Below are 21,522 nucleotides of genomic sequence, written 5' to 3'. Positions count from 1 at the left end.
ACTCACTTAAGTGGTGTATACTGCTTTGCTTCTTGCTTCTTTGTTAGATCAACATTCTTTTCTTTAGATAGCCAATCCGGTTTCACATCTTTCCATTCCGTATCGATATGAACCTTTTGTTTTGCATCCGTGTGAACGAGGTACACATTGCGAATCGCGTGATGGGTCTTTGGATCAATCGTTACTGGACCTGCTGGACCATCATAGCTGATCCCCGACTCCAATGCTTTAATCACTTTATCGGTATCTGTCGATTTCGCTTTCTTCACTGCTTTTGCCCAAAGCATGATTCCTGTATACTCTGACTCCGCTTCCATCCCCACATACTTATCATTGGGGAATTTTTTATAGAATTTGTCCACGAATTTCTTAGCACTTGGATACTTTTGATCTAATTCTTCCATGAAGGTTGCGGTAACATACATGTTAGCAAGCGCTGGAGCCGCAAAACGTTTGTGTTCATAAGCTTGAGCCATGTTTACCGTTGATGCCATTGGAATGCTCTTATCTCCGGATTTTGACCATTGTTCATAGAACGACGATTGGTCCTGACCGACAAGAAGGGTTACGAGAACATCTGGTTTCGCTTTCTTAATTCGACTGATCGTACTGCTGAACTGAGACACACCAAGCGGAATGAATTCTTCATTGACCAACTTCCCACCATTTGCCTCAACCGTCTTCTTCACCCACTGGGCGGAAATTTGACCGAAGTTGTAGTCCGCTGCAATTGTGTACACCCTCGGTCCGAATTTCTTGATCATATATTGAATCAACGGTACCATTTGATGTTCCGGAATCGCGCCGGTGTTAAACGTCATATTGTCGGCAACGCCGCCCTCATATTGGTTGTTGTAGAAATAAAGCATTTTATTCTGATCCATGATCGGGCGAATCGCTTCACGAGAGGCGCTCGAAAATGCGCCCATGATTGCTGCGACTTTGTCTTGCAAAATAAGTCGCTTCGCCATTTCCTGATAGCGTTTATTATCCGACTGAGTATCCGGGGCAACCATTTGTACTTTCTTGCCGAGCAGACCGCCTTGTTTGTTAATTTCCTCAACAGCAAGTTGAGCAGCATGGTATTTTTGGATGCCTACTAAAGAAAAATCTCCCGAACGATCTTCCAGCACACCAAGTTTAATTGTCTTGCTATCATCATTGCTCCCTGAACTCTTCCCACAACCTGATAAGATGCCCGCGAGTACTAAAACAAAAACTAAAAGCAAAGACAAACTTTTTCTTTTTTTTCGATTGTTCATTAATCGTTGATCCTCCCCAGAATTAACTAATAATTAATCGGAACATTCAGAATTAAGTCCCCACAAGAAATTCTCTATATCACTCTCTTAATACCCTTCACCCTCTCTCATCTAGTAAAATGCCCAAGTCTGTATTATGTAAGCTTTGCTCACAAGGAACATTATAAACAACTTTTTGTTGTATGTAAACATATTTTCAGATATTTTGTTGTATTTTAATTATTTCACAATTCGTTATTGTATAATTCACGCATTAATAAGGAGTGTTGCCCGTTGGCTACTTTTTCTGAGCGTCTAAAGGAATTAAGAGAAGCAGCACAATTAAAGCAGGAAGATGTGGCAAAGAAGCTCCGCATCAGTACAAGCGCTTACGGCTACTACGAGCAGGGAAGGAACGAACCTTCGATTGAAGCACTGCTCGCATTGTCGGTACTATTCGATACAAGTACAGACTATTTAATTGGACAAACCGACAAAAAGATGGCTTCCTCTGCCTACAATTACACAGACAACCCATCGGAAAAGGATCAAGCACTCATAGAAGAACTTAAAAAGTATCCCGAACTCTTTTCAGAACTAACCGCTAATCCTGAAAAGAATATTGCCGCCTTGGACCGGTACTGGCGTTTTATCCATCGAGAGCTAAAAACATTTCGTTGATAAATCGTGCTAAGAAACGAACACACGCCATACTTTCTGATGCGGGAGATCAACACGCATGCTCGATTTTGTTGACGGCAAAAAAAAAGCGGAGAGAAATAAAACGTTCTCTCCGCTTTTTTTGCTTGCATGGGCAGCGCTTTCCCAAGATTGCCCCCTAGTCTTCATCATTATATGATTGATTGCTGTTCACTTCGCACCCCCCGCTGTGATCAATCCGAGTGCCACTGCACCGTGTAATCCGGCGTTTTGCTGGAAATGCGAGTGTACCCGTTTTGGCGGATAGGACGCGCACTGCTTCAGGTGCTTTTGACACGGTCCCCGCCTCCCATGATCACTTTCTGCGGATTCTAGAAAATTGAAAAATTGGCAATCGGATAACCATTCTCGCTCGCCGCTTCATCAACGAATGCACGCTATGCTTTGTCTTTCTTGGCTAGGTCAAAAACTTCTTTCGTTGTTAATGAGGTTCCAAAGTGTTCCGTCGCACGACGAGCAATACCGGATCCTATGAGATGCAATGCGAACTCAAGATTGTGCAAGCATCCGTTCAAGCGCTAAGACGGCATCGCGCGCAACCGCATCAGGGACAGAGATGATATTATCCGCTGTGCCTGCTGCAATCTGCGCCAGTGACCAGACAAAGTGCGGCAGATCGATCCGATTCATCGTCAGACACGCACACATCATCGGATTCAGCGAACGAATGTGCAAATGCGGATGACTGTGCTTCAGACGATTCACCAGATTCATTTCCGTGCCAATCGCCCAATGCGACCCTGCCGCTGCATGATCAATTACATCAATAATATATTTGGTTGATCCGGCAAAATCTGCCTGACTTACAACCTCATAGTCACATTCGGGATGAACAAGAATCTGCACATCCGGATCCTCTCGCCGGCAGTCGGCAATGTTCCCTGCGGTAAATCGCTCATGAACCGTACAGAAGCCTTTCCAAAGAATAACCTGTGTATGCTCGCCTGTATCGCCTTCAAAGCTTTCCCGCACCGGATCCCAGACCACCATATCGTTCAGCGGAATCCCAAGCTGAACGCCGGTGTTACGTCCCAGATGCTGATCGGGCAAAAAGAGAATTCTTTGCTTCTGCGAAAGCGCCCATTGCATCATTTTGCCCGCATTGGATGAAGTCAGCGTTGCCCCGCCATGCCTACCGCAAAACGCTTTGATTTCCGCAGTCGAGTTGATATAGGTCATTGGAAGGATCGTATCGCCGAACTGCGTCTGCAGATGGCTCCACGCGCGCTCAAGCTGATGAATCGTCGCCATATCGGCCATCGCGCAGCCTGCGCGGCGATCAGGCAAAATGACCTTCTGCCTTTGATCCGTGAGGATGTCGGCGGTTTCCGCCATAAAGTGAACCCCGCAAAAAATAATATAGTCTGCTTCTTTTTTTGCAGCTGCAAGCTGTGCCAGCCGAAGTGAATCCCCGCGATCATCCGCAAATTGAATCACTTCATCACGCTGATAGTGATGGCCGGGAATATAGATCCGTGAACCGAGCTGTTCTTTGAGTCGCCATCCTTCTTCGGTCAATACATCTTTAGATGCATATCGATAGGCTTCCGGAATTTGCGTCTGTTTTAAAAAGGTTTCTGCCAGACCCACTGTTCACTCATTCCTTTCCTTTCTTTATTGGTCATCCATGTGTAGATTAAAGCTGATGTCGAGCGCTTTAACCGAGTGCGTCAGGCATCCAAGTGAAAGATAGTCCGCACCGCATCCGGCATAATCCTTCAAGGTCGTTAAATCAATGCCGCCGGATACTTCCGTCACGATATTGTCCGGAACTTCCTGAACAAACGTGCAAATCTCACTCGGCGAACAATTATCAAACATGATAATGTCTGCTTTTGCCTGAACAGCCGCTCTGACGGTCTCAAGCGATGTCGTCTCCACCTCAATTTTTACGGTATGGCCAAGCTCAGCACGAACCTTCTGTACTGCGCTGCCGATCGAGCCGGCATGGACAATATGATTGTCCTTGATCATAACCGCATCATAGAGACCAAACCGGTGGTTATAACCGCCGCCGATCTTCACAGCATATTTTTCAAACAAACGCAGGCCGGGGGTTGTCTTTCGCGTATCACAGATTCGCGTTCCGCTGCCCTTCATGAGGTGCGCTGCCGCAGCCGTCATGGTTGCAATCCCGCTCATATGCTGCAACAAATTAAGCAGCACACGTTCCGCACTGAGCAGCGTGCGCACCGGACCGCTGACCGTTAGCAGATCAACACCTACCTGAACGTGAGCGCCTTCGGAGACGTGAAAGTGAAGGGTAATTTCCGGATCGAGCAGCCTGTACCCTTCGATCAATACCGGAAACCCGCAGACAATCCCCGCCGCTTTCGCAGTAAATGTACCGACCGCCATGTCTTCAGAAGCAAAAATCGTTTCACTGGTTAGATCCTGATGACCGATGTCCTCGTTGTAAAACGCTTCGAGCGCTTGCCGTAATTTAATTTTGTTCAACAGAAGTCACCTCGCGCAGGATGTTTTTTGTCCGCCAATCTTCAATCTCCTCCGGATAATCAATCCGTGTGTGTCCGCCGCGGCTTTCGGTGCGTTCCAATGCTGAGGTGGCAATCAGCCAAGCAACGGTCAGCATGTTCAATCGCTCCATTTCATCCTTCGTACCGTCCAGCCGTTCTGACCGATTAAAGTCAATGTTCCAAGAACGGCACCAATCGATCGCCGTGGTGAGCGACTGCTTGGTACGCCAAATCCCAACATGCGCGAACATCATCTTCTGGATCTCCGCTTTAGCCGGGAGCGCTGGGACCGACCTGCTGCCTGATTCAGCAGCAACCTGCTCCGCGGGAATCGCTTTCTCGTCCATCATACTGGAAGCGGCTGTCCCTGCATAAGTAATCGCTTCAAGCAGTGAATGACTGGCAATTCGGTTGGCGCCGTGTACTCCGGTGCATGCACACTCGCCAACGGCATACAGCCCGGGCAGCGTTGTGCGTCCCTCATGATCCGTCTCAATTCCGCCCATAAGAAAATGGGCACCTGGCGAAACCGGAATCCTTCCTTTTGCGATATCGACACCGGCCTTGCGGCACAGTCCAGTGATGGTCGGAAAATGGTCGGAAAAATGGTCAATCATTGAGATATCAAGATAAATCTTTTTGGCCTGACCGGTCTTCTTCGCTTTAAACAGAACCCGAGACACCACATCGCGAGGCGCCAGATCTTCGAGTGGGTGCTTTCCAGCAAGAAGCCGATTACCATCCTGATCGATCAGCTTCGCACCCTCGCCGCGAACCGCCTCTGAAACCAGCCCATAAACATGGTTGTTCTCAATCAGCAAGGTCGGATGGAACTGAACAAACTCCATATCTTTGAGCGCAGCACCTGCCCGATAAGCCAGTGCCAGCCCATCACCGGTTACTGCAGGGTCTGCAGAAGTCGGTGCGTAAAGCTGTCCGCATCCGCCGGTCGCAAGCACGATGTTCTGTGCTTGATAAAGCACCGTTTCTCCTGAAGGATCCTTGGCGAGCGCGCCGACACAGCGGCCGTTTCGCACCAGCAATTCGACGACCTGCGTCTGTTCGTGAATGGTGATCTGCTGCTCGACGTAGCGCTTAACAAAGCTCGTAAGCTCGCGACCGGTCGCGTCGCCGTGCGCGTGCAGGACGCGCGCGGCAGAATGCCCGCCCTCTCTTGCCAGTAAAATAGTCCCGTTTCGATCACGGTCAAACTTCATGCCCAATCGAATTAGTTCATCCACTTGAACTTTGCTTTCTCGTGCAAGATAAGCCGTTTCGTTGACGTCATTGTGATAGCGTCCGGCCCTCATCGCATCTTCTAGCTGCCGATGCCAGTCATCATCCGGAGCGTAGGCCGCTGCGATCCCGCCTTGAGCTAGAAAGGAATTGCTTGCTTGCCATCCTTTTTTTGTCAAGACAATGACGCGCTTCTTTTTCATGAGCTTCGCCGCTGTGTAGAGCGCAGCCAGACCGCTTCCAATAATAACGACATCTGATTGATATGTTTTCAATTTTTACACCTGTCTTTACACTTGTCTTGACAACTATATTGTCACATTATTAAACTAACAGCAAGTAGAAAAACACCTCGTGTTAAAATTTACTAACGATACTGCTTCGCTGGAATGCTTTACAGCGACATGTGCAAAGATGCCCACCATTTTTTAACAGATAAAACCGTTGCAAAGCCGCTGAGGACCAAAAATAAAAGTTTAACCATAAAAGGAGCACAGTAACGATGATTTATCTTGACTACGCAGCGACAACGCCCATGTCTTCAAGAGCCCTTGAAACTTATACAGAGGTCGCTCAGCACTGTTTCGGCAACACCAACAGCCCTCATGACTTTGGTGACGCAGCAGACCGATTGCTCGCTTCTTGTCAAAAGCAAATCGCCCGTCATCTTCATGTCGAAGCAAACGCCATTTTTTTTACTTCCGGAGGATCGGATAGCAATTTGTTGGCGATTGCTGGCATTGCACATGCGCGGAGGAAAAAAGGAAATCATTTAATTTATGTACAGGGGCAACATTCATCCGTAGTGCTTGCTTTTGAAAAACTGCGTGAGGAAGGTTTCTCAGTCACTGAACTAAAGCGCCGCACGGACGGTGAAGTAGATCCGTCAACACTTGAAGATGCGCTCAGAGAAGACACCATTCTTGTCAGTGTTGACCATGTCAATAATGAAATTGGGAGCATTAATCATCTCAACGCGATCGGTAAGCTGCTGTTCAACAAAAAAATTGCCTTCCACTGCGATGCCGTACAGTCCTATGGAAAATTGCCGATTGATGCCGAAGCAGCGCACATCACTGCTTTGTCAGCCTCCGCCCATAAAATCTACGGCCCCAAAGGAGTCGGACTCTGCTACGTGGATCCGCGCGAAGCTTTTCAGCCGCAGCTGCCCGGGGCGCCTAAACAGGGGCTTAGCCCGGGTACCGTCAATCTCCCCGGCATTTCCGCCTTCGTTACAGCATCCGAGGACGCCTACCGGTATGCTGAGGCGATGCTTTGCCATGTCAATGAGCTCAGGCAGCGGTTTATTGCCGGCATTCAAAAGAAAGGTATTTCTTTTCTTGTCGAAGCATCTGCGCATCATCAACTGCCGCATATTCTTGCCCTACGCATTCCCGGCATTGAAGGGCAGCAGATCATGCTCGCCGCCAATCAGCGCGGCTTGTCGATTGCCACAGGAAGCGCCTGCAGCAGCACCGCGCATCAGCCTTCCCCAACGCTGCGGTCAATCGGCCGTTCCGCTGAAGAAGCACGGGAGCTCGTGCGCCTATCTTTCGGAGAAACAACCACAGAAGAAGAACTGGATCAAGCGATCGATTTATTTGCCGCAGCGGTTTCAGAGGTGCAGGCAGCCATGCAAGCATGATCGTCTCATCATAAATTGCTGGTAACCGCGATTCGTGCAGCCGGTGCATTTTGATGCGATCAATGATTCAGTCGCTGTTTAAAAACCGTCGCGTGTTTATAGACGTTCCCGTGAAATCGGCTAAGAGACGGTGACCTTAAATCAGAAATTGATCGTGGATGTCTCCTAAGGCTAAACTGCCCACAGTCACCGCGCGTGATAGACCAACAATCTTCGTCAAAAAATATATACGACTCCCAAGCTTCCCTGTATAATTATAGGGGTAAAGACACGAATTCCATGAAAGGCGTGAACGTATGAATAAAGACCTCGAGTTAATCCTCACAGAAATGCGGCAAGGATTTAAAGAAGTCAATCAAAAGTTCGATACGGTTGACCAAAAGTTCGATGTGATTGACCAAAGGTTCGACGCAATGGATCACAAGTTTGATGTGATTAACCAAAAACTTGTCCAAGTTGACCAAAGGTTCGATAGGATTGATGATCGTTTGGATCGCATTGATGAACATCTGTCTGGTGTTGACAAGCGTTTGGATCGCATTGAACGAAAAGTCGATGGCGTCCAAGAACAGGTGGTTAAGAACTCCGAAGGCATCACCACACTTAGTGGAAAAATGGATGAACACGCGGAAATCCTAGCCACTTTATCGTTACGCTCAATTGCCCAAGAAGGCGAAATCAGAAGTTTGAAGCAAGTTCACTAAGCGTGAACAGACCGGACCGAGATGAAGCATCGGATCCGGCATCCGCAGCCTCCACGTCACGCATACCCACAAACCATTCAGTACCTTCTTCTACGATTGCGATCACACATAGAAATTTTCGCGAACATCTCAGTCACAAATGGAAAACCAAATCAATTGAGCAGCCATCCCTGTGAAGAGATGACTGCTCAATTTTTTACATATCGATAAGACTTGAAAAACGCACATCCGGCGCGTATCATTTCGCAGTGATCAAGGAACCCGTGGGCACGTTGAACGTTTGTATGCATTCTGATCATTTAAGCGCTCTATTGAAATAAGAGCGAATAGTCGTCTATTCAGTATTTACCGTATATTAGTCGTTTATTATCGTTCAAGGCTGTGTATAGAGATGACAAGCAACAAAATGTTCCGATTGTTTTTCGCTTAATATCGGTTTTTCAACACGACATTTATCGAGTGCCTTAGGACAGCGCGTATGGAACGGACAACCTGCAGGTGGGTTTTCTGGACTGGGTATGTCGCCCTTGAGCACAATTTTTTCTCTTTTGTCTAGTGGATCAGGTCTGGGAATGGCCGAGATTAGTGCTTGTGTATATGGATGGAGCGGCTGCGCATAAAGATCTGTTTTTGTGGACAGCTCAACAATATTTCCCAAATACATCACTGCAATTCGATCACTGATGTGTTCAATAATGCTCAGATCATGAGAGATGAACAAATACGTCAGTCCCAGCTTTTTTTGCAGATCCTGCAAGAGATTCACAATCTGTGCTTGAATCGATACATCAAGAGCAGACACAGGTTCATCAGCGATGATCAATTGCGGATTTAACGCTAATGCACGTGCAATCCCAATACGCTGCCGCTGACCACCGCTGAATTCATGCGCGTGACGATCTGCTTGGTCTTGATTCAGCCCTACAAGTTTCATCAGTTCATCGACACGGTTACTACGTTCTTCTTTTTCTTTAAATCCATGAATGATCAACGGTTCTTCAATGATTGCGCGTATGGTCATTTTCGGATTAAGCGAAGCATAGGGATCTTGAAAAATCATCTGAAAACTTCGGCGTTCTTTACGGAGCTGTTCCCCCTTCAAATTCAGCATATTCTTCCCTTCAAAAGTAATTGTTCCCTCAGTAGGATCCGTGAGCATCATAAGCATCCGTCCAGTTGTTGACTTTCCACATCCGGATTCGCCAACTAACCCAAATGTCTCGCCTTTTTTCAAGTCAAAACTAATATTATCAACTGCTTTGATCGCCTTATTTTTACGCCCAAGAAATCCCGAGCGTATCGGATAGTATTTTTTTAGATTACGAACCGTTACAAGTGGCTCCCTCATTAGAAGTCGCCTCCTTGAAAAACAGATTCTCTTTTATGGAGAAAACAGCGGCAAAGTCCTCCGCCTTCTATTAATTCAAGCTCAGGTACTTTTTCTTGGCATACAGCCATCACATTTGGGCATCGAGGAGCAAATAAACACCCCTCCGGTAAATTGTTCAGATTCGGTACACTGCCCTTAATCGATCCAAGATGATCGACATGCTGCCCTAGTTTTGGGGTCGCGTTCAGCAAACCTTTTGTATAAGGATGCTTTGCATCGGCAAATAATGCCTTCACATCATTCGACTCAACAATTTTACCGCAATACATAACGAAAACACGCTCACACATTTCAGCTACCACGCCTAAATCATGCGTAATCAGCAGGATGGCCGTTCCTTTCTCACGATTTAACGTCTTCATTAGGTCAAGAATCTGTGCTTGAATGGTCACATCGAGGGCTGTAGTTGGTTCATCGGCAATAAGCAATTTCGGTTCGCATACCATTGCCATCGCGATCATTACTCGCTGCCGCATTCCGCCGGACAACTGGTAAGGATACTCGCGAATAACGGCTTCTGCCCTAGGAATACCCACTTGTCTCAGTATGTCGATCGTTCGGGTACGTGCTTCATGTTTTGACACTTTTTTATGATATATAATCGCTTCTTCAATTTGCTTGCCAATCTTATAAACCGGATTCAGTGATGTCATTGGCTCTTGAAAGACCATGGCCATGTCATTGCCTCGGATCGCTCTCATCTCTTTTTCGGGTAGAGTGAGCAAATCGACTCCATCGAACCAAATCGAACCATTCAAGACTCTAGCTCCTTCGCTCAGCAAGCGCATTATTGAAAGCGATGTGACACTTTTTCCACATCCCGATTCGCCAACAAGCGCGACCGTTTCACCTTTTCGGATGGAAAAAGATAGATCATTAACCGCTTTTAACACGTGATTATCATGAACAAATGCAGTTTGCAAATGACTTACTTTTAATAAAGGATCGTTCATTTGTTTCGCCTCCTGGATCATTATCTAATGCACCCATCAATCCTTTATCTTAGGATCAAGAACATCTCGAAGTCCGTCGCCAAAGAGGTTAAATACAAGCACCGTAAAAAAAATGGCCAGCCCAGGAAAAATAGTAATATGCGGGGCAGTCTCAAGATAATCGCGTCCTGAACTCAACATCGCCCCCCACTCCGGAGAAGGCGGCTGTGCACCAAGCCCAAGAAAACTGAGACTCGCTGCGGTTAGAATTGCCGTTCCAATCCGCATCGTAAAGTAAACAATAATCGTTGATAGTGTTTCCGGAAAAATATGATAAAAAATTAACCGTCTATTTTTGGCACCGATTGACTGCGCCGCCTCAACATACAGAGCTGTCCTTGCTGAAAGCGTTGAGCTTCGAACAATTCTGGCAAAATGCGGTACACTGAAAACTGAAACGGCAATTACAACATTATTTATACCAGGACCAAGGATCGCAACAATGCCGATCGCAAGGATCATTCCAGGAAATGCAAACAGCACATCGCTAATTCTCATGATTATGCTATCAATCCATTTTCCGTAAAAACCGGCAATGAGGCCGAGAAAAGACCCAATAACTGCTCCAATCAATACTGAGAAAAATCCAACGGACAGTGAAATACGTGTGCCAGCAATGATGCGACTGAAAATGTCTCTGCCATATGGATCTGTTCCAAGCCAATGTTTCAGTGTCGGCCCTTGCAGAGACGCCTCATAATCTACATCTGTGATTTTATAGGGAATCAATAACGGCCCGATGACTGCGACAAGAATCAGTCCCAAGATACAGATTCCTGCGGCAAAAGAAAGCTTCTGTTTTCTAAGTTTTGCAAAAAATAAGCTGTAAAAGGAACGGGATTTCTGATTCTTTGCAACCGAATGATGAACACCAACTACTTGATTCATTTTTTCCACTCGCACGTTCCTCCCTTAATCATAGCGAATTTGTGGATTTAAGAAACCATAGATGATATCCACTATTAAGTTTATTAAAAGAAATTCCAATGAAAATAATAATATCTCGGCCTGGATCACCGTATAATCCCGATACGAGATTGAATCAATAAGCAGCCTTCCTAATCCCGGCCAACTGAATACTGTTTCTACGACCACAGAACCTCCTAATAAAAATCCAAATTGCATGCCGGTCATCGTTACAACCGGAATCATTGCATTTCTTAAGGCATGTCCCCAAACAATTCTGGACCGTGGCAACCCTTTTGCCTTCCCTGTTCGAATGTAATCCTCTTTCAGTACATCCATTAAAGCTGATCGCGTAAATCGGGCGATCACGGCCGCAATACCTGTCCCAAGGGTAAATGAAGGCAGTATATAGCTCGTCCAAGAATCCAATCCGCCCGTTGGAACAAGGCCAAGGACTACAGCAAATAATTGAATGAGCATTAATCCGAGCCAGAACGAAGGTAATGACAGTCCGGAAACAGCAAAGACCATGCCCAAGTAATCCTGCCATTTGTTTCGCTTCGTTGCGGATATAACACCAACGACTAAGCCAGCCGCAAGTGCCCAAAGTAGACTAAACAGACTAAGCCAGAACGTTGGCATAAATCGCTCAGAAATAAGTTGAATGACCGGTTGCTGCGTTTTTAGCGACAAACCAAGGTCGCCTTGGAAGAGCTGACCCATATAAATGACGTATTGAACAGCAAGTGGTTTATCAAGCCCAAGTTTCTGTCGAACCACCGCAACATCCTTAGCCGTTGCATCCTGACCAGCAATGAGTCGTGCTGGGTCGCCTGGAATGAGATGTACAAACAAGAAGACAAATAGTGAAATCATGATCAAAATAGGAATTAACTGAACTATTCTTCGTACGATGTATCTAGACACCTGAATCCCCCCTTTATCGTTTTCTTTGCATTCAATAGTATTGAAGTATATCCATGGATTTCCATATTCGATGCTTTTGACCAGTTTTATGTATGAAAAACGTCAGCATCGCCGACATTTTTCAATGAAGCAGTCTAATCAACAATTTCTCCATTATTAAGATTCATGGTGCCATCAGGAAGGACATACATATTTTTCAAATAGGATTTCACGCCAACGACATTTTTCTGTGTTGCTAGATAAACCCATGGTGCATCGTTCCAAATCTTTTTTTGCAACGCTGCATAGGCTTTCCCACGAATTGTCGAATCTGCAGATTGCAACCCTTGATTAATCAGTGCATCGGCTTTTGTATCTTTGTAATAAGCTGTATTGTAAGATGCCGGGGGAAGTGAACTACCACCGAGCAACGGACGAATTGCCCAATCAGCATCCCCCGTTGATGGAGACCAACCACCATAATACAATTCAATTTCCGCTTTATCTGGGTTGCTGACACTCCAAATCTTATTTGCCATTGTTCCGGTCTCCATAGGAACAACCTTTAATTTCACGTTGATTTTGCCTAATTGCTGCTGCAAGAATTCCATTGCTTTGATCTGTTCGGAACTGTTTCCGCTCCAGATTGTTGCAGAAAAACCGTTTGGGTAACCCGCTTCCCTCAGCAATTGTTTCGCTTTACTTAAATCATAGTCATACGGTGTCTGTTTTTCATAGAATTGAACTTTTGGCGCAATTACTGAATCAATTTCGGAACCAATTCCATTCAATACAACCTTTTGATAGGCCTCTTTATCAACCGCATAATTTAACGCCTGTCGAACCTTTACGTCATTAAACGGTTTTTTCATTGTATTCATGGACATATACAACTGACGGATTGAATCGGTGATATGAATATCGATTCCATTCTTTCCATCGAGCTTCTTTGCTTGAACGAGGGGAACCGGGAAAATCAAATCGGCTTCACCCGTTTGAAGTTTGGCTACCCGTGCACCGTCCTCAGGAATTGGGGTAAATGTAATACTGTTTAGTTTCGGTTGTCCTTTCTTCCAATAATCGGTATTTTTTACTACCTTCAAGTCACCGCCCTGTGTCCATGATTTAAACTTATATGGACCTGTACCGACCGGATGTTTCATAAAATCCTTTCCATACTTTTTAACAGCGGTGGGACTGACAATCATCCCTGCAGGATGGGCAAATGTATTAATCATGGCACCGAAAGAATCCGATAATTTAAATTGCACCGTGTATTCATCAATCACTTTCGTTTCCTTGATGATTGCGAACAAACTGTGACGCTTTAACGTACTCTTTGGATCCGAGACACGATCAAAATTAAATTTAACTGCCTCGGCGTTGAATGGCGTTCCATCCTGAAATTTCACATCTTTTCTTAATTTAAACGTAAATGTCTTTGCATCGTCGGACGCTTTATAACTTGTGGCTAAAACAGGAATGACCTTCATATCTTTATCAAAACCGACTAAACCTTCGAACATCGTTTTTTCACCAGTATAGGAGAGATTATCATTCGTATCTTGCGGATCAAGCGAAATAAAGTTTCCATCAAGGCCCACGACAATATCCTTGCCATTTTTTGAAACCGCTTTGCTGGAACCGCCTTTATCCGTACCGCAACCGGCAAGAATAAAACCAAAGAGACAAAAAACAGCAAACATATACATAACTATTTTTTTCATGTGATTTCTCCTTTTGTTAATAGATTTGGTTTTCTATAAAATATATATTTCTTTATTATTAAAAAACGAATTATTTATTTCATAAAAAGTATAGCATGTCCCTTGTTCAAAACGCTTGAAGATGTCACATTATCTCACAAATATTTAATGAATTCAGATAATTTAATGACCAAAACATATTCAAATAACGTTTGGTTTGATTATTTATGAAACACATTGAACTGCTTCCATATTTTTTCCATTGAATCAAGGCGGTCGAAAACAACATCCTTTTTTTCGTTTCCGATATATGTAAGTAACGCATTAATTAGACTCAGCGGCGCAACAAACGAATCAATAAACGTTGGTATACGGCTCGGCGCTGTTAATGCTATATCGGCGTATGGAATCAATGGTGAAAGTAAGTTATCGGTGATCGCAATCGTTACGGCTTGAGTCCTTTTAGCAAATGCAAACAGATCAATCGTTGCATTCGTGTACCGAGAAAAACTAACAGCAATTACTGCGTCGTGTTCACCCAAATCAGTTAACTTTTCTGCGGTTCCTTCAACAGATTGAATAAGTTCGACATTATCGAGCATCATATTCAAATAGTATTGAAGGAAGAGACCGATAGATACTGCACTTCGATGGGCAATGATATAAATTCTCTTTGCCTGCAGCAATGTATCAGCGGTTTTGTAAAAGGCATCCATATCAAGATGTTCAATCGTCGATTTAATATTATTGATGTCATCTTGAAAAACCTCGCGAATACCGCGCTCCTTTTCATCATAGATTTTTCCAGACAAACGCAGTCGTTCTGATGTGGTCAGCTGCTCTTGAACAGAGGCTTGCATCGCCTGCTGAAGTTCGGGATATCCGGAAAAACCTAGATAGTTTGCAAATCGGAAAACGGTCGCATCTCCTACTTGGGCCATCTTTGCTAACTTTTCAACGGTTAAGAACGGAACCGTATGCGGATTTTCTAGAATATAACGGGCAATTTTCTCTTGTGCTTTGCTCATTTGCGGCATTTGTTCGGCAATATAATGGTATACACTCGGCATCGCTGTTAAAATCCTCCCTGTTTCAAGTCAAGCCGTTCCACGCTTATTAGTATAGGTAAGTGTACCATAACGATTATCTGCAAAGAAAAGAAAAAACGGGTAATTATTTTTCTTGTTCTTCGACATACGTCAGTGCTTGATCATGTGCCGCCGCCGTTCGTTCAATGTCTTCAATCGTGTGCACACAAGACATCGAATAGCGAGTCATCGGTTTGGTATAAATGCCCAGATTCAAAAGTTCATAGTCTATTTTTTCGCGCAAATTCATGTTGGCATGCTTTAAATCACGATAGTTTTGAACCGCTCTTTCCGTGAGCACAATGTTAAAGATACTTCCCATTCCGACCGTCTTCATAGGAATTTGATGCTTTGCGTATACCTCTTCTAGTTTATCCCTCAAGAGCTGGGTATTGATCATAAGCTGATCCATGACACCGGGCCGTTTCAAAGCACGAACGGTTGCTAAACCTGCAGCTAGAATGACCGGATGCCCATTATAAGTTCCACTGTGGAAAAGCACATTATTTTTTTTACCGCTGGCAGCTCCGCTTGATAAAATATCTGAGCCATGTGTGGGTGATAAAAGATCAATAATCTCTTTCTTACCGCCCACTGCACCGACTGGAAATCCTCCTCCAAGGACTTTTCCCAAGGTCGTTATATCCGGTTCTACACCATAAAGATTCTGAGCACCACCAATGGTCAGTCTGAATCCGGTTTTAACCTCATCCATAATTAACAAAATGTTCAGTTCCGACGTTAATTTACGAAGTTCGCTCATGAATACTGCTTCTGCCGGAATAAAGCCGCCGAGCACCGGTTCCATTATAATTCCGGCAATCTCTTCTGAATGTGCTCTTAGAATTGATTCTGTCGCTTTAATATCATTAAATGGGAGAATAATTGTATTTCTGACGTAATAATCGGGAACACCCATTGAATCCGGGACCGCTTGTGGATGTTCTTCTTCACCGGCTTCTCCAAGTTCTGGATTAACACTTAGAAGAACGCGGTCATACCCTCCGTGATAATGTCCTTCGAATTTGGCAAGCTTCTTCTTTCCTGAATATGCCATAGCCAGTCTAATTGCGAGTAGTGTTGCCTCTGAGCCTGAGTTCGTAAAACGTACTTTTTCAATACTCGGAAATATAGTGGTGATTGTTTCAGCCATTTCCGCTTCCAGACGGTGCGGTGTCCCAAAAACAGTGGTTCCTGACTCTTGCATCTGTTTTGTCACTGCGCTGTTGATTTTCTGATTGCCATGGCCAAAGATGAGTGCTCCGTTACAGAGCAGATAATCAATATATTCATTCCCATCTAAGTCATACAGCTTGCTGCCTTTACCTTTTTCCATCGCAAGTGGGTACGGTGCAAAATACTTAATATTGGCAGACACACCCCCAGGGATCACTTGAGTGGCCCGTTTAAAATATTCAGCCGATTTCTTCGTTCTTCCAGCAAGCCCTTCTGGAACTTCAATTGACATATGCATACACCCTCCCATAATTAAAATTCCTTGATAAAAAAATTAACGCATCAATTTTTGATTGTCTCACCCTCCATTCCTACACAAAACAAAATAAATATTTCTTTATTAATATATAATGAAATATTCATTTCATATTGTAGCATACTTTCCTCATAACAAAACAAACATGTCAGATAACCGAACATAATATTTTTATTTATATCAATCGACTTATTCTAATCATTGACTTGGGGAGTACGGCTAAGCCGTTTAACTTTGTGATAATCAGCGCCATTCAGCACCTATAATAAAAAAAGGAACCGCATCGGCCACATGGTCCTTTGCGATCCCTAACCCACCTTCACTTTTTGCCCCGAATTCACGCCTTTTCCTCGCTCAGACTCACGCCGCGTACGTCCACCGGGGTTGAAAAAACAATTTGCGTATTCGTTTTGCCGAACCGCTGAAGCAAATTAATAAATGAGTCCAGGAGTTCCGTGCTTTCGAAAATGACTTTTATTACCATCGAGAATTCGCCGGACACACAGTCACATTCAAGGACATTGGGAATCGATTCAATATATTTATAAAAATTCGATTTGTCTTTAGGATCGACTTTGACATGAACAAAGGCTTTAATATGGTAACCGGCTTTCTTATAATCAATCAATGTATAATAATTTTTGATAATGCCTAATTGTTCCAAATGATGTATTCGGGCGGAGATGGTTGGTGGAGAGATGTAGCATTCTTTTGCCAGCGCTTTAAGGGAAACGCGAGCATTTTGCTGGAGCCGGTTAATAATCTTCCGATCTATAGAATCCATTCCGATAAGTCACTCCTTCTTATTCGACTTTCATTATATGCAACTTCCGAAAGAATGCAAAAATTATTGTTAGATTACATGACATACATAGTTTATTTTTGTTATATTTTTTAACTCATTAAATTATTTAATTAAGAATCCGGGCGAAAAAAATTTTTATCGAACGAGTTGTTCAAAAGCCGTCGCCTTTTCATTCATTTCGGATTATCTTAGTCGTATCCAATAAACAAGGAGGAATCATCACCCCTATGAGAACGGAAACCGATGCACTCGGCACAAAAGAAATCCCGCAATCCGCCTATTATGGCATACATTCACTGCGCGCGAAAGAAAATTTCAGTGTGGCTGCAGAAACGATTGATTCAGAGCTGATTCATGGACTTGCCCTGATAAAGAAAGCCGCCGCAATCGTCAACCATGAAGACGGTTCACTCAGCAAAGAAAAAGCTGCAGCGATTACCCGCGCTTGTGATGAAATCCTTGAAGGAAAACTTAATCAAGAATTCATTGCGCCCGCCATTCAAGGAAGTGCCGGCACCTCAATGAATATGAATGCTAATGAGGTCATCGCCAATCGCGCCATCGAATTGCTTGGCGGAACGAAAGGCGACTACACCCTTGTACATCCCAATGATGACATCAACCGCTGCCAATCAACGAACGATGTCTTTCCATCGGCAAGCAAGCTTGCCCTGCTGCGTCTGAGCAAACGCCTTGCCTTGGAAATCGATCAATTTCTTGATAGCTTGATACAAAAAGCAGACGAGCTGCAAGACGTGGTCAAACTTGGGCGAACGCAACTGCAAGACGCACTACCCACAACGGTCGGCAACACATTCCAGGCATTTGCATCGGCAATTGCTCGCAATCTTAATGAACTCAAGTCTAGCCGTGATGCGTTAAAAACGTTAAATCTTGGCGGAACCGCTATCGGCACAACCGTCAACGCTTCCGAGTACTACGTTGGCCGGATCGTTCCCGAAGTCAGCAAACAGTTTGGTCAGCCGCTCCGTCAAGCAGATAACTTAATCGACGCAACCCAGCATGTCGATGCGTTTGTCCAGCTCTCCCATGCCTATAAATTATTAGCGGTGACACTGTCAAAAATGGCCAGCGACCTTCGCCTGCTCTCCAGCGGCCCGCAATTCGGCTTCAATGAACTCTTTCTGCCCAAGAAACAAGCCGGATCATCGATCATGCCCGGCAAAGTCAATCCCGTCATCCCTGAATTAGTCAATCAAGTCGCATTCCAAGTCATCGGCTTCGACACAACCAACACGCTCGCCGCAGAAGCCGGGCAACTGGAACTCAATGCATTCGAACCCATTATCGTACGCAACCTAATCAGCGCATCTAAGCTGCTACAAAAAACATTACGAACATTCCGAATCAACTGCATCAACGGCATACAAGCCAACCGTGCGCAATGCGCAAAAGAAGCGAATCAATGCGCCATACTCGCAACCGCATTGACCCCCTATATCGGATACAGCAAAACATGCAAGCTGGTCAAACAATCACTGGAAATGGACATACCCATTCAAACCTTAGCCGCACAACTGCCCGATGTGCCGGAGTCAGTAATAAAGCTTCTTGATCCCAAAACAATGATACCATTTTACAAAACGCAAGAGTTAAAAGCGAATTGAAGGGCTGTTATATTTGGTAACGGGTGAATGCATAGACAATGAGCTATCGAGCCCTTCTCCGAATGCGGCTCTCTTCAACTGATCTCATTCCGTGACCTATTTCCTTTGGAACGCGTTGAATCAAGTGTAACCTATCTAAGCTGCCAAGCAACAATAATGGGAAAGCCTTTTGTGATCATCGGAAGGCTTTCCCATTTTATTGCGTTATGCATGCTGTTTACACAAGTCGAGGACAGGCTCCAACGATTATTGATCCTGCAATTCCTGTCCAACAGACTTTTCCAGTTTGAAGCTCTGAGCGATTTGATTGAGTTCATCAGCAATCTTGCTTAGTTCAGTAGAATTTTTCGCTACATCTTCTATAGAGGCCGCTTGTTGTTCGGTTGCAGCCGATACTTGTTGTGTTTGTGCAGCCGTTTGCTCAGCGAACGATTCAATCGGCTGATAGGATGCGGTCGATTGCTTTGTAAAATCGGCTACTTTTTGAATACTTTTAGACATTGTCTCAATCTCACTTATTGTTTCGTTTACGAAGTCTCTGATTTCTTCAAATGACTGGTTACTATCCTTTACAGCACCAATCCCTTTTTCCACTTCATCAGCACCTCGTTTCATCGACTGAACGACTTGCTTTGTGTCTTCTTGAATCGTTGCGACAATGGCGCTAATTTTATCGGCATTTCCCGAAGACTTCGCAGACAGTTTTTGAATTTCATGAGCGACCACTGCAAAGCCTTTACCTTGTTCGCCTGCTCGTGCAGCTTCAATCGATGCATTTAGAGACAGCAGCTGTGTCTGTTCGGTAACATCATTAATCACGTGAATGATTCCATCGATTTCTTCAGACTGCCGACTCAATTTATTAATCATTTTTGACAAACCAGCAACCGTTTGTTTGACCGTACCCATTTGATCGGATGTTAAGGTAACTTTCTTTTGTCCCTCTTCAACAACTTGACTCACCGCTTGTGACTTTTGAGTCAGCTGATTGGTCTGATCGGTCACAGAAGCAATGGACTGATTAATCTCTTCAGCATTTTGGGTCAGTTTTTTAATACCCGTAGTCTGTTGTTCAGCAGCTACAGCAATTTGCTCAATTGAATGTGCAATCTCATCTGTTGTTGCTTTGCTTTCCTCCGTAGAGGCAGTCAGTTCCTCAGAAGATGCAGCCAATGTTTCAGATTTGCCGCTTAAATTTTTCATCACACTTTTTAAAGAATGAATCATCTTATTCACGCTATCGCTTAACTGGGTAAATTCCTTATTTGTTCGCATCGTTGTATCTAATTCTTCACTAAGATCATTATTGCTTACTTTATCCAAGAGACGGACCATAATCTTAAACGGATTCAGGAAATATCTATTGCTGAGCCACCCGGCCAAAATAACGATAAGAATCACTTTGATGAGAATGATCAGAACAATACTGATTGTGAGTGGATTAACAATGCGATCAATCTCATGACGATTGATATTTGCACCGATTGTCCATCCGGTGCGCTTATTTATAATTTTGCGGACATTCTGATCCTGATAGGTAAATGAATCAGCTGTCTTGTTAGCAAATTGATGTACCAACTCGGTTGAAGCTTTGCTTCCTACTTTGGCGTTCTTATTAACCACCCATGTATTGGCGCCGTCAAGTAAAAAAGCATACCCAGAATCACCCAGCTTCACTTGATTTACCAGCGTATTCAATTTACTAAGCTTAAGATCCATACCAATAACTGCCTTTTCATCGCTCGTAGTCTGCGCAATCGTTACCGTCATAGCATTAGACCCATCTGATGAACGATAAGGGGGCGTAATAACAGGATGTCCGGGGTTTTTCATCGCAAGCTTGTACCACGGACGTGTGCGTGAATCAAGCGTTTTTGGAATTTTAACGGACGACGGCAGGAAGGTCAAATCGCCTTTTCTATTTGCAAGGTACAATGCCGTTTCATCCTGATCACCAGCTTGAATCGCTCCCAGCACCAATTGTGAATCATGCAGATTACTATTTTCCGACAACTTCTTGCTCAGTGTTGCGACCATTTGTATTTTGCCCTCAAAGAATTGGGTCAAATTTTTATCTAGCAGCTTGAGGCTGTTTTCCGTACTACTATTCATTTGTTTCTGGCTGGAGTTTTTCACTGTATAGTGAATAATACCCCCAATCAGTATATCTGGGACAATAATAACAATAACAAAAAAAATAGCTAAAAAAACTTTTAGACTTAGATGAGTCTTTATTTCTTTCATTCGCGACATCCTTACTGGTCCTCCCTCACAGGTTACACCCTACACTATTATTACTATCGTCAAAACCGTTTATCTTTTCAATCCAGCATGCTCTTATTGCTTGAAGCCAATTCTAAAGCAAACGCGTTACGGATCGAAAAAAAGCCTGCCATTCCCTTACCTGGGAAAGCAAGCACAAAATTAGTGGGCGTGAACCCACAGTATAGGACATAATAAATCATGGGCTACGAGGAAATCAAAGGACTTTAGACATATCCATAAAAACACCCTTTGAACCAACAGACTATAATCATTAAATCGGTCACCCAAAGAGGGCATAGTTTATGCAAATTCATTCACTGA

Annotated in this window: 18 protein-coding genes; 4 read left to right on the top strand and 14 right to left on the bottom strand. The window is 44.3% G+C overall.

Annotated features, from left to right (window positions below; translation table 11 throughout):
• Positions 1–2: 2 nt before the first annotated feature.
• Positions 3–1,262, bottom strand: coding sequence for an urea ABC transporter substrate-binding protein (locus K7399_RS00375; protein ID WP_081791697.1), 1,260 nt, complete (start codon positions 1,260–1,262; stop codon positions 3–5).
• Positions 1,263–1,535: 273 nt separating this feature from the next.
• Between K7399_RS00375 and K7399_RS00370 the strand changes: the two genes are divergently transcribed.
• Positions 1,536–1,922 carry a helix-turn-helix domain-containing protein gene (locus K7399_RS00370; RefSeq protein ID WP_164875465.1) on the top strand — a complete coding sequence of 129 codons (387 nt, stop codon included), beginning with the start codon at positions 1,536–1,538 and terminating at the stop codon, positions 1,920–1,922.
• A 157-nt stretch (positions 1,923–2,079) separates the two neighbouring features.
• Here K7399_RS00370 and K7399_RS00365 read toward each other — a convergent pair whose 3' ends face one another.
• The 4 genes from K7399_RS00365 to nadB all read right to left on the bottom strand — a co-directional run bounded on the left by K7399_RS00365 (position 2,080) and on the right by nadB (position 5,949).
• Complete coding sequence (locus tag K7399_RS00365; protein WP_164875464.1) at positions 2,080–2,238, bottom strand: hypothetical protein; 159 nt, start codon at positions 2,236–2,238, stop codon at positions 2,080–2,082.
• A 212-nt stretch (positions 2,239–2,450) separates the two neighbouring features.
• Entirely contained in the window at positions 2,451–3,551 is a 1,101-nt protein-coding gene (gene nadA / locus K7399_RS00360; protein ID WP_128166186.1) for a quinolinate synthase NadA, read from the bottom strand.
• A 24-nt stretch (positions 3,552–3,575) separates the two neighbouring features.
• Complete coding sequence (gene nadC, locus K7399_RS00355) at positions 3,576–4,418, bottom strand: carboxylating nicotinate-nucleotide diphosphorylase (RefSeq protein WP_128166184.1); 843 nt, start codon at positions 4,416–4,418, stop codon at positions 3,576–3,578.
• A complete protein-coding gene (gene nadB, locus K7399_RS00350) occupies positions 4,405–5,949 on the bottom strand; it encodes an L-aspartate oxidase (RefSeq protein ID WP_128166182.1) in 1,545 nt (514 codons plus the stop codon). The genes nadC and nadB overlap by 14 nt, the downstream gene beginning before the upstream one ends.
• 227 nt (positions 5,950–6,176) lie before the next feature.
• Here nadB and K7399_RS00345 point away from each other — a divergent pair, with 227 nt between their 5' ends.
• Together K7399_RS00345 and K7399_RS00340 are read left to right on the top strand one after the other, a co-directional pair.
• Entirely contained in the window at positions 6,177–7,319 is a 1,143-nt protein-coding gene (locus tag K7399_RS00345) for a cysteine desulfurase family protein (protein ID WP_128166180.1), read from the top strand.
• A 296-nt stretch (positions 7,320–7,615) separates the two neighbouring features.
• Positions 7,616–8,023, top strand: coding sequence for a coiled-coil domain-containing protein (locus tag K7399_RS00340; protein ID WP_128166178.1), 408 nt, complete (start codon positions 7,616–7,618; stop codon positions 8,021–8,023).
• Positions 8,024–8,396: 373 nt separating this feature from the next.
• Here K7399_RS00340 and K7399_RS00335 read toward each other — a convergent pair whose 3' ends face one another.
• The 8 genes from K7399_RS00335 to K7399_RS00300 form a co-directional block, all read right to left on the bottom strand.
• Entirely contained in the window at positions 8,397–9,371 is a 975-nt protein-coding gene (locus K7399_RS00335; RefSeq protein WP_128166176.1) for an ABC transporter ATP-binding protein, read from the bottom strand.
• Positions 9,371–10,366, bottom strand: a complete 996-nt coding sequence (locus K7399_RS00330; RefSeq protein WP_128166174.1) for an ABC transporter ATP-binding protein — start codon at positions 10,364–10,366, stop codon at positions 9,371–9,373. Before K7399_RS00330 ends, K7399_RS00335 begins: the two co-directional genes overlap by 1 nt.
• 36 nt (positions 10,367–10,402) lie before the next feature.
• A complete protein-coding gene (gene nikC, locus K7399_RS00325) occupies positions 10,403–11,293 on the bottom strand; it encodes a nickel transporter permease (RefSeq protein WP_128167288.1) in 891 nt (296 codons plus the stop codon).
• 24 nt (positions 11,294–11,317) lie between these two features.
• Positions 11,318–12,238 (bottom strand): nickel ABC transporter permease, encoded by a 921-nt coding sequence (gene nikB, locus K7399_RS00320; RefSeq protein ID WP_128166172.1) that lies wholly within the window; start codon positions 12,236–12,238, stop codon positions 11,318–11,320.
• Positions 12,239–12,372: 134 nt separating this feature from the next.
• A complete protein-coding gene (locus K7399_RS00315) occupies positions 12,373–13,944 on the bottom strand; it encodes a glutathione ABC transporter substrate-binding protein (protein WP_128166170.1) in 1,572 nt (523 codons plus the stop codon).
• A gap of 200 nt (positions 13,945–14,144) precedes the next feature.
• Complete coding sequence (locus K7399_RS00310; protein ID WP_128166168.1) at positions 14,145–14,993, bottom strand: MurR/RpiR family transcriptional regulator; 849 nt, start codon at positions 14,991–14,993, stop codon at positions 14,145–14,147.
• Positions 14,994–15,096: 103 nt separating this feature from the next.
• Positions 15,097–16,479: an aspartate aminotransferase family protein gene (locus K7399_RS00305; RefSeq protein ID WP_128166166.1), complete on the bottom strand. Its 1,383-nt coding sequence runs from the start codon at positions 16,477–16,479 to the stop codon at positions 15,097–15,099.
• 361 nt (positions 16,480–16,840) lie between these two features.
• Positions 16,841–17,287 carry an Lrp/AsnC family transcriptional regulator gene (locus tag K7399_RS00300; RefSeq protein ID WP_128166164.1) on the bottom strand — a complete coding sequence of 149 codons (447 nt, stop codon included), beginning with the start codon at positions 17,285–17,287 and terminating at the stop codon, positions 16,841–16,843.
• A 248-nt stretch (positions 17,288–17,535) separates the two neighbouring features.
• Between K7399_RS00300 and K7399_RS00295 the strand changes: the two genes are divergently transcribed.
• Positions 17,536–18,936: an aspartate ammonia-lyase gene (locus K7399_RS00295; RefSeq protein WP_128166162.1), complete on the top strand. Its 1,401-nt coding sequence runs from the start codon at positions 17,536–17,538 to the stop codon at positions 18,934–18,936.
• Between the two features lie 246 nt (positions 18,937–19,182).
• Here K7399_RS00295 and K7399_RS00290 read toward each other — a convergent pair whose 3' ends face one another.
• Complete coding sequence (locus tag K7399_RS00290; protein WP_028984262.1) at positions 19,183–21,189, bottom strand: methyl-accepting chemotaxis protein; 2,007 nt, start codon at positions 21,187–21,189, stop codon at positions 19,183–19,185.
• Positions 21,190–21,522: the final 333 nt, after the last annotated feature.

It is taken from the genome of Sporolactobacillus terrae, assembly GCF_019930545.1.
GTDB lineage: Bacteria > Bacillota > Bacilli > Bacillales > Sporolactobacillaceae > Sporolactobacillus > Sporolactobacillus terrae.
This window is presented reverse-complemented; position numbering and strand designations above follow the sequence as displayed.

Coding starts and splice junctions, on each gene's coding strand:
- K7399_RS00375 (WP_081791697.1), bottom strand. CDS start 1,262: ATGAACAATCGAAAAAAAAGAAAAAGTTTGTCTTTGCTTTTAGTTTTT.
- K7399_RS00345 (WP_128166180.1), top strand. CDS start 6,177: ATGATTTATCTTGACTACGCAGCGACAACGCCCATGTCTTCAAGAGCC.
- K7399_RS00340 (WP_128166178.1), top strand. CDS start 7,616: ATGAATAAAGACCTCGAGTTAATCCTCACAGAAATGCGGCAAGGATTT.
- K7399_RS00335 (WP_128166176.1), bottom strand. CDS start 9,371: ATGAGGGAGCCACTTGTAACGGTTCGTAATCTAAAAAAATACTATCCG.
- K7399_RS00330 (WP_128166174.1), bottom strand. CDS start 10,366: ATGAACGATCCTTTATTAAAAGTAAGTCATTTGCAAACTGCATTTGTT.
- nikC (WP_128167288.1), bottom strand. CDS start 11,293: ATGAATCAAGTAGTTGGTGTTCATCATTCGGTTGCAAAGAATCAGAAA.
- K7399_RS00315 (WP_128166170.1), bottom strand. CDS start 13,944: ATGAAAAAAATAGTTATGTATATGTTTGCTGTTTTTTGTCTCTTTGGT.
- K7399_RS00310 (WP_128166168.1), bottom strand. CDS start 14,993: ATGCCGAGTGTATACCATTATATTGCCGAACAAATGCCGCAAATGAGC.
- K7399_RS00305 (WP_128166166.1), bottom strand. CDS start 16,479: ATGTCAATTGAAGTTCCAGAAGGGCTTGCTGGAAGAACGAAGAAATCG.
- K7399_RS00300 (WP_128166164.1), bottom strand. CDS start 17,287: ATGGATTCTATAGATCGGAAGATTATTAACCGGCTCCAGCAAAATGCT.
- K7399_RS00295 (WP_128166162.1), top strand. CDS start 17,536: ATGAGAACGGAAACCGATGCACTCGGCACAAAAGAAATCCCGCAATCC.
- K7399_RS00290 (WP_028984262.1), bottom strand. CDS start 21,189: ATGTCGCGAATGAAAGAAATAAAGACTCATCTAAGTCTAAAAGTTTTT.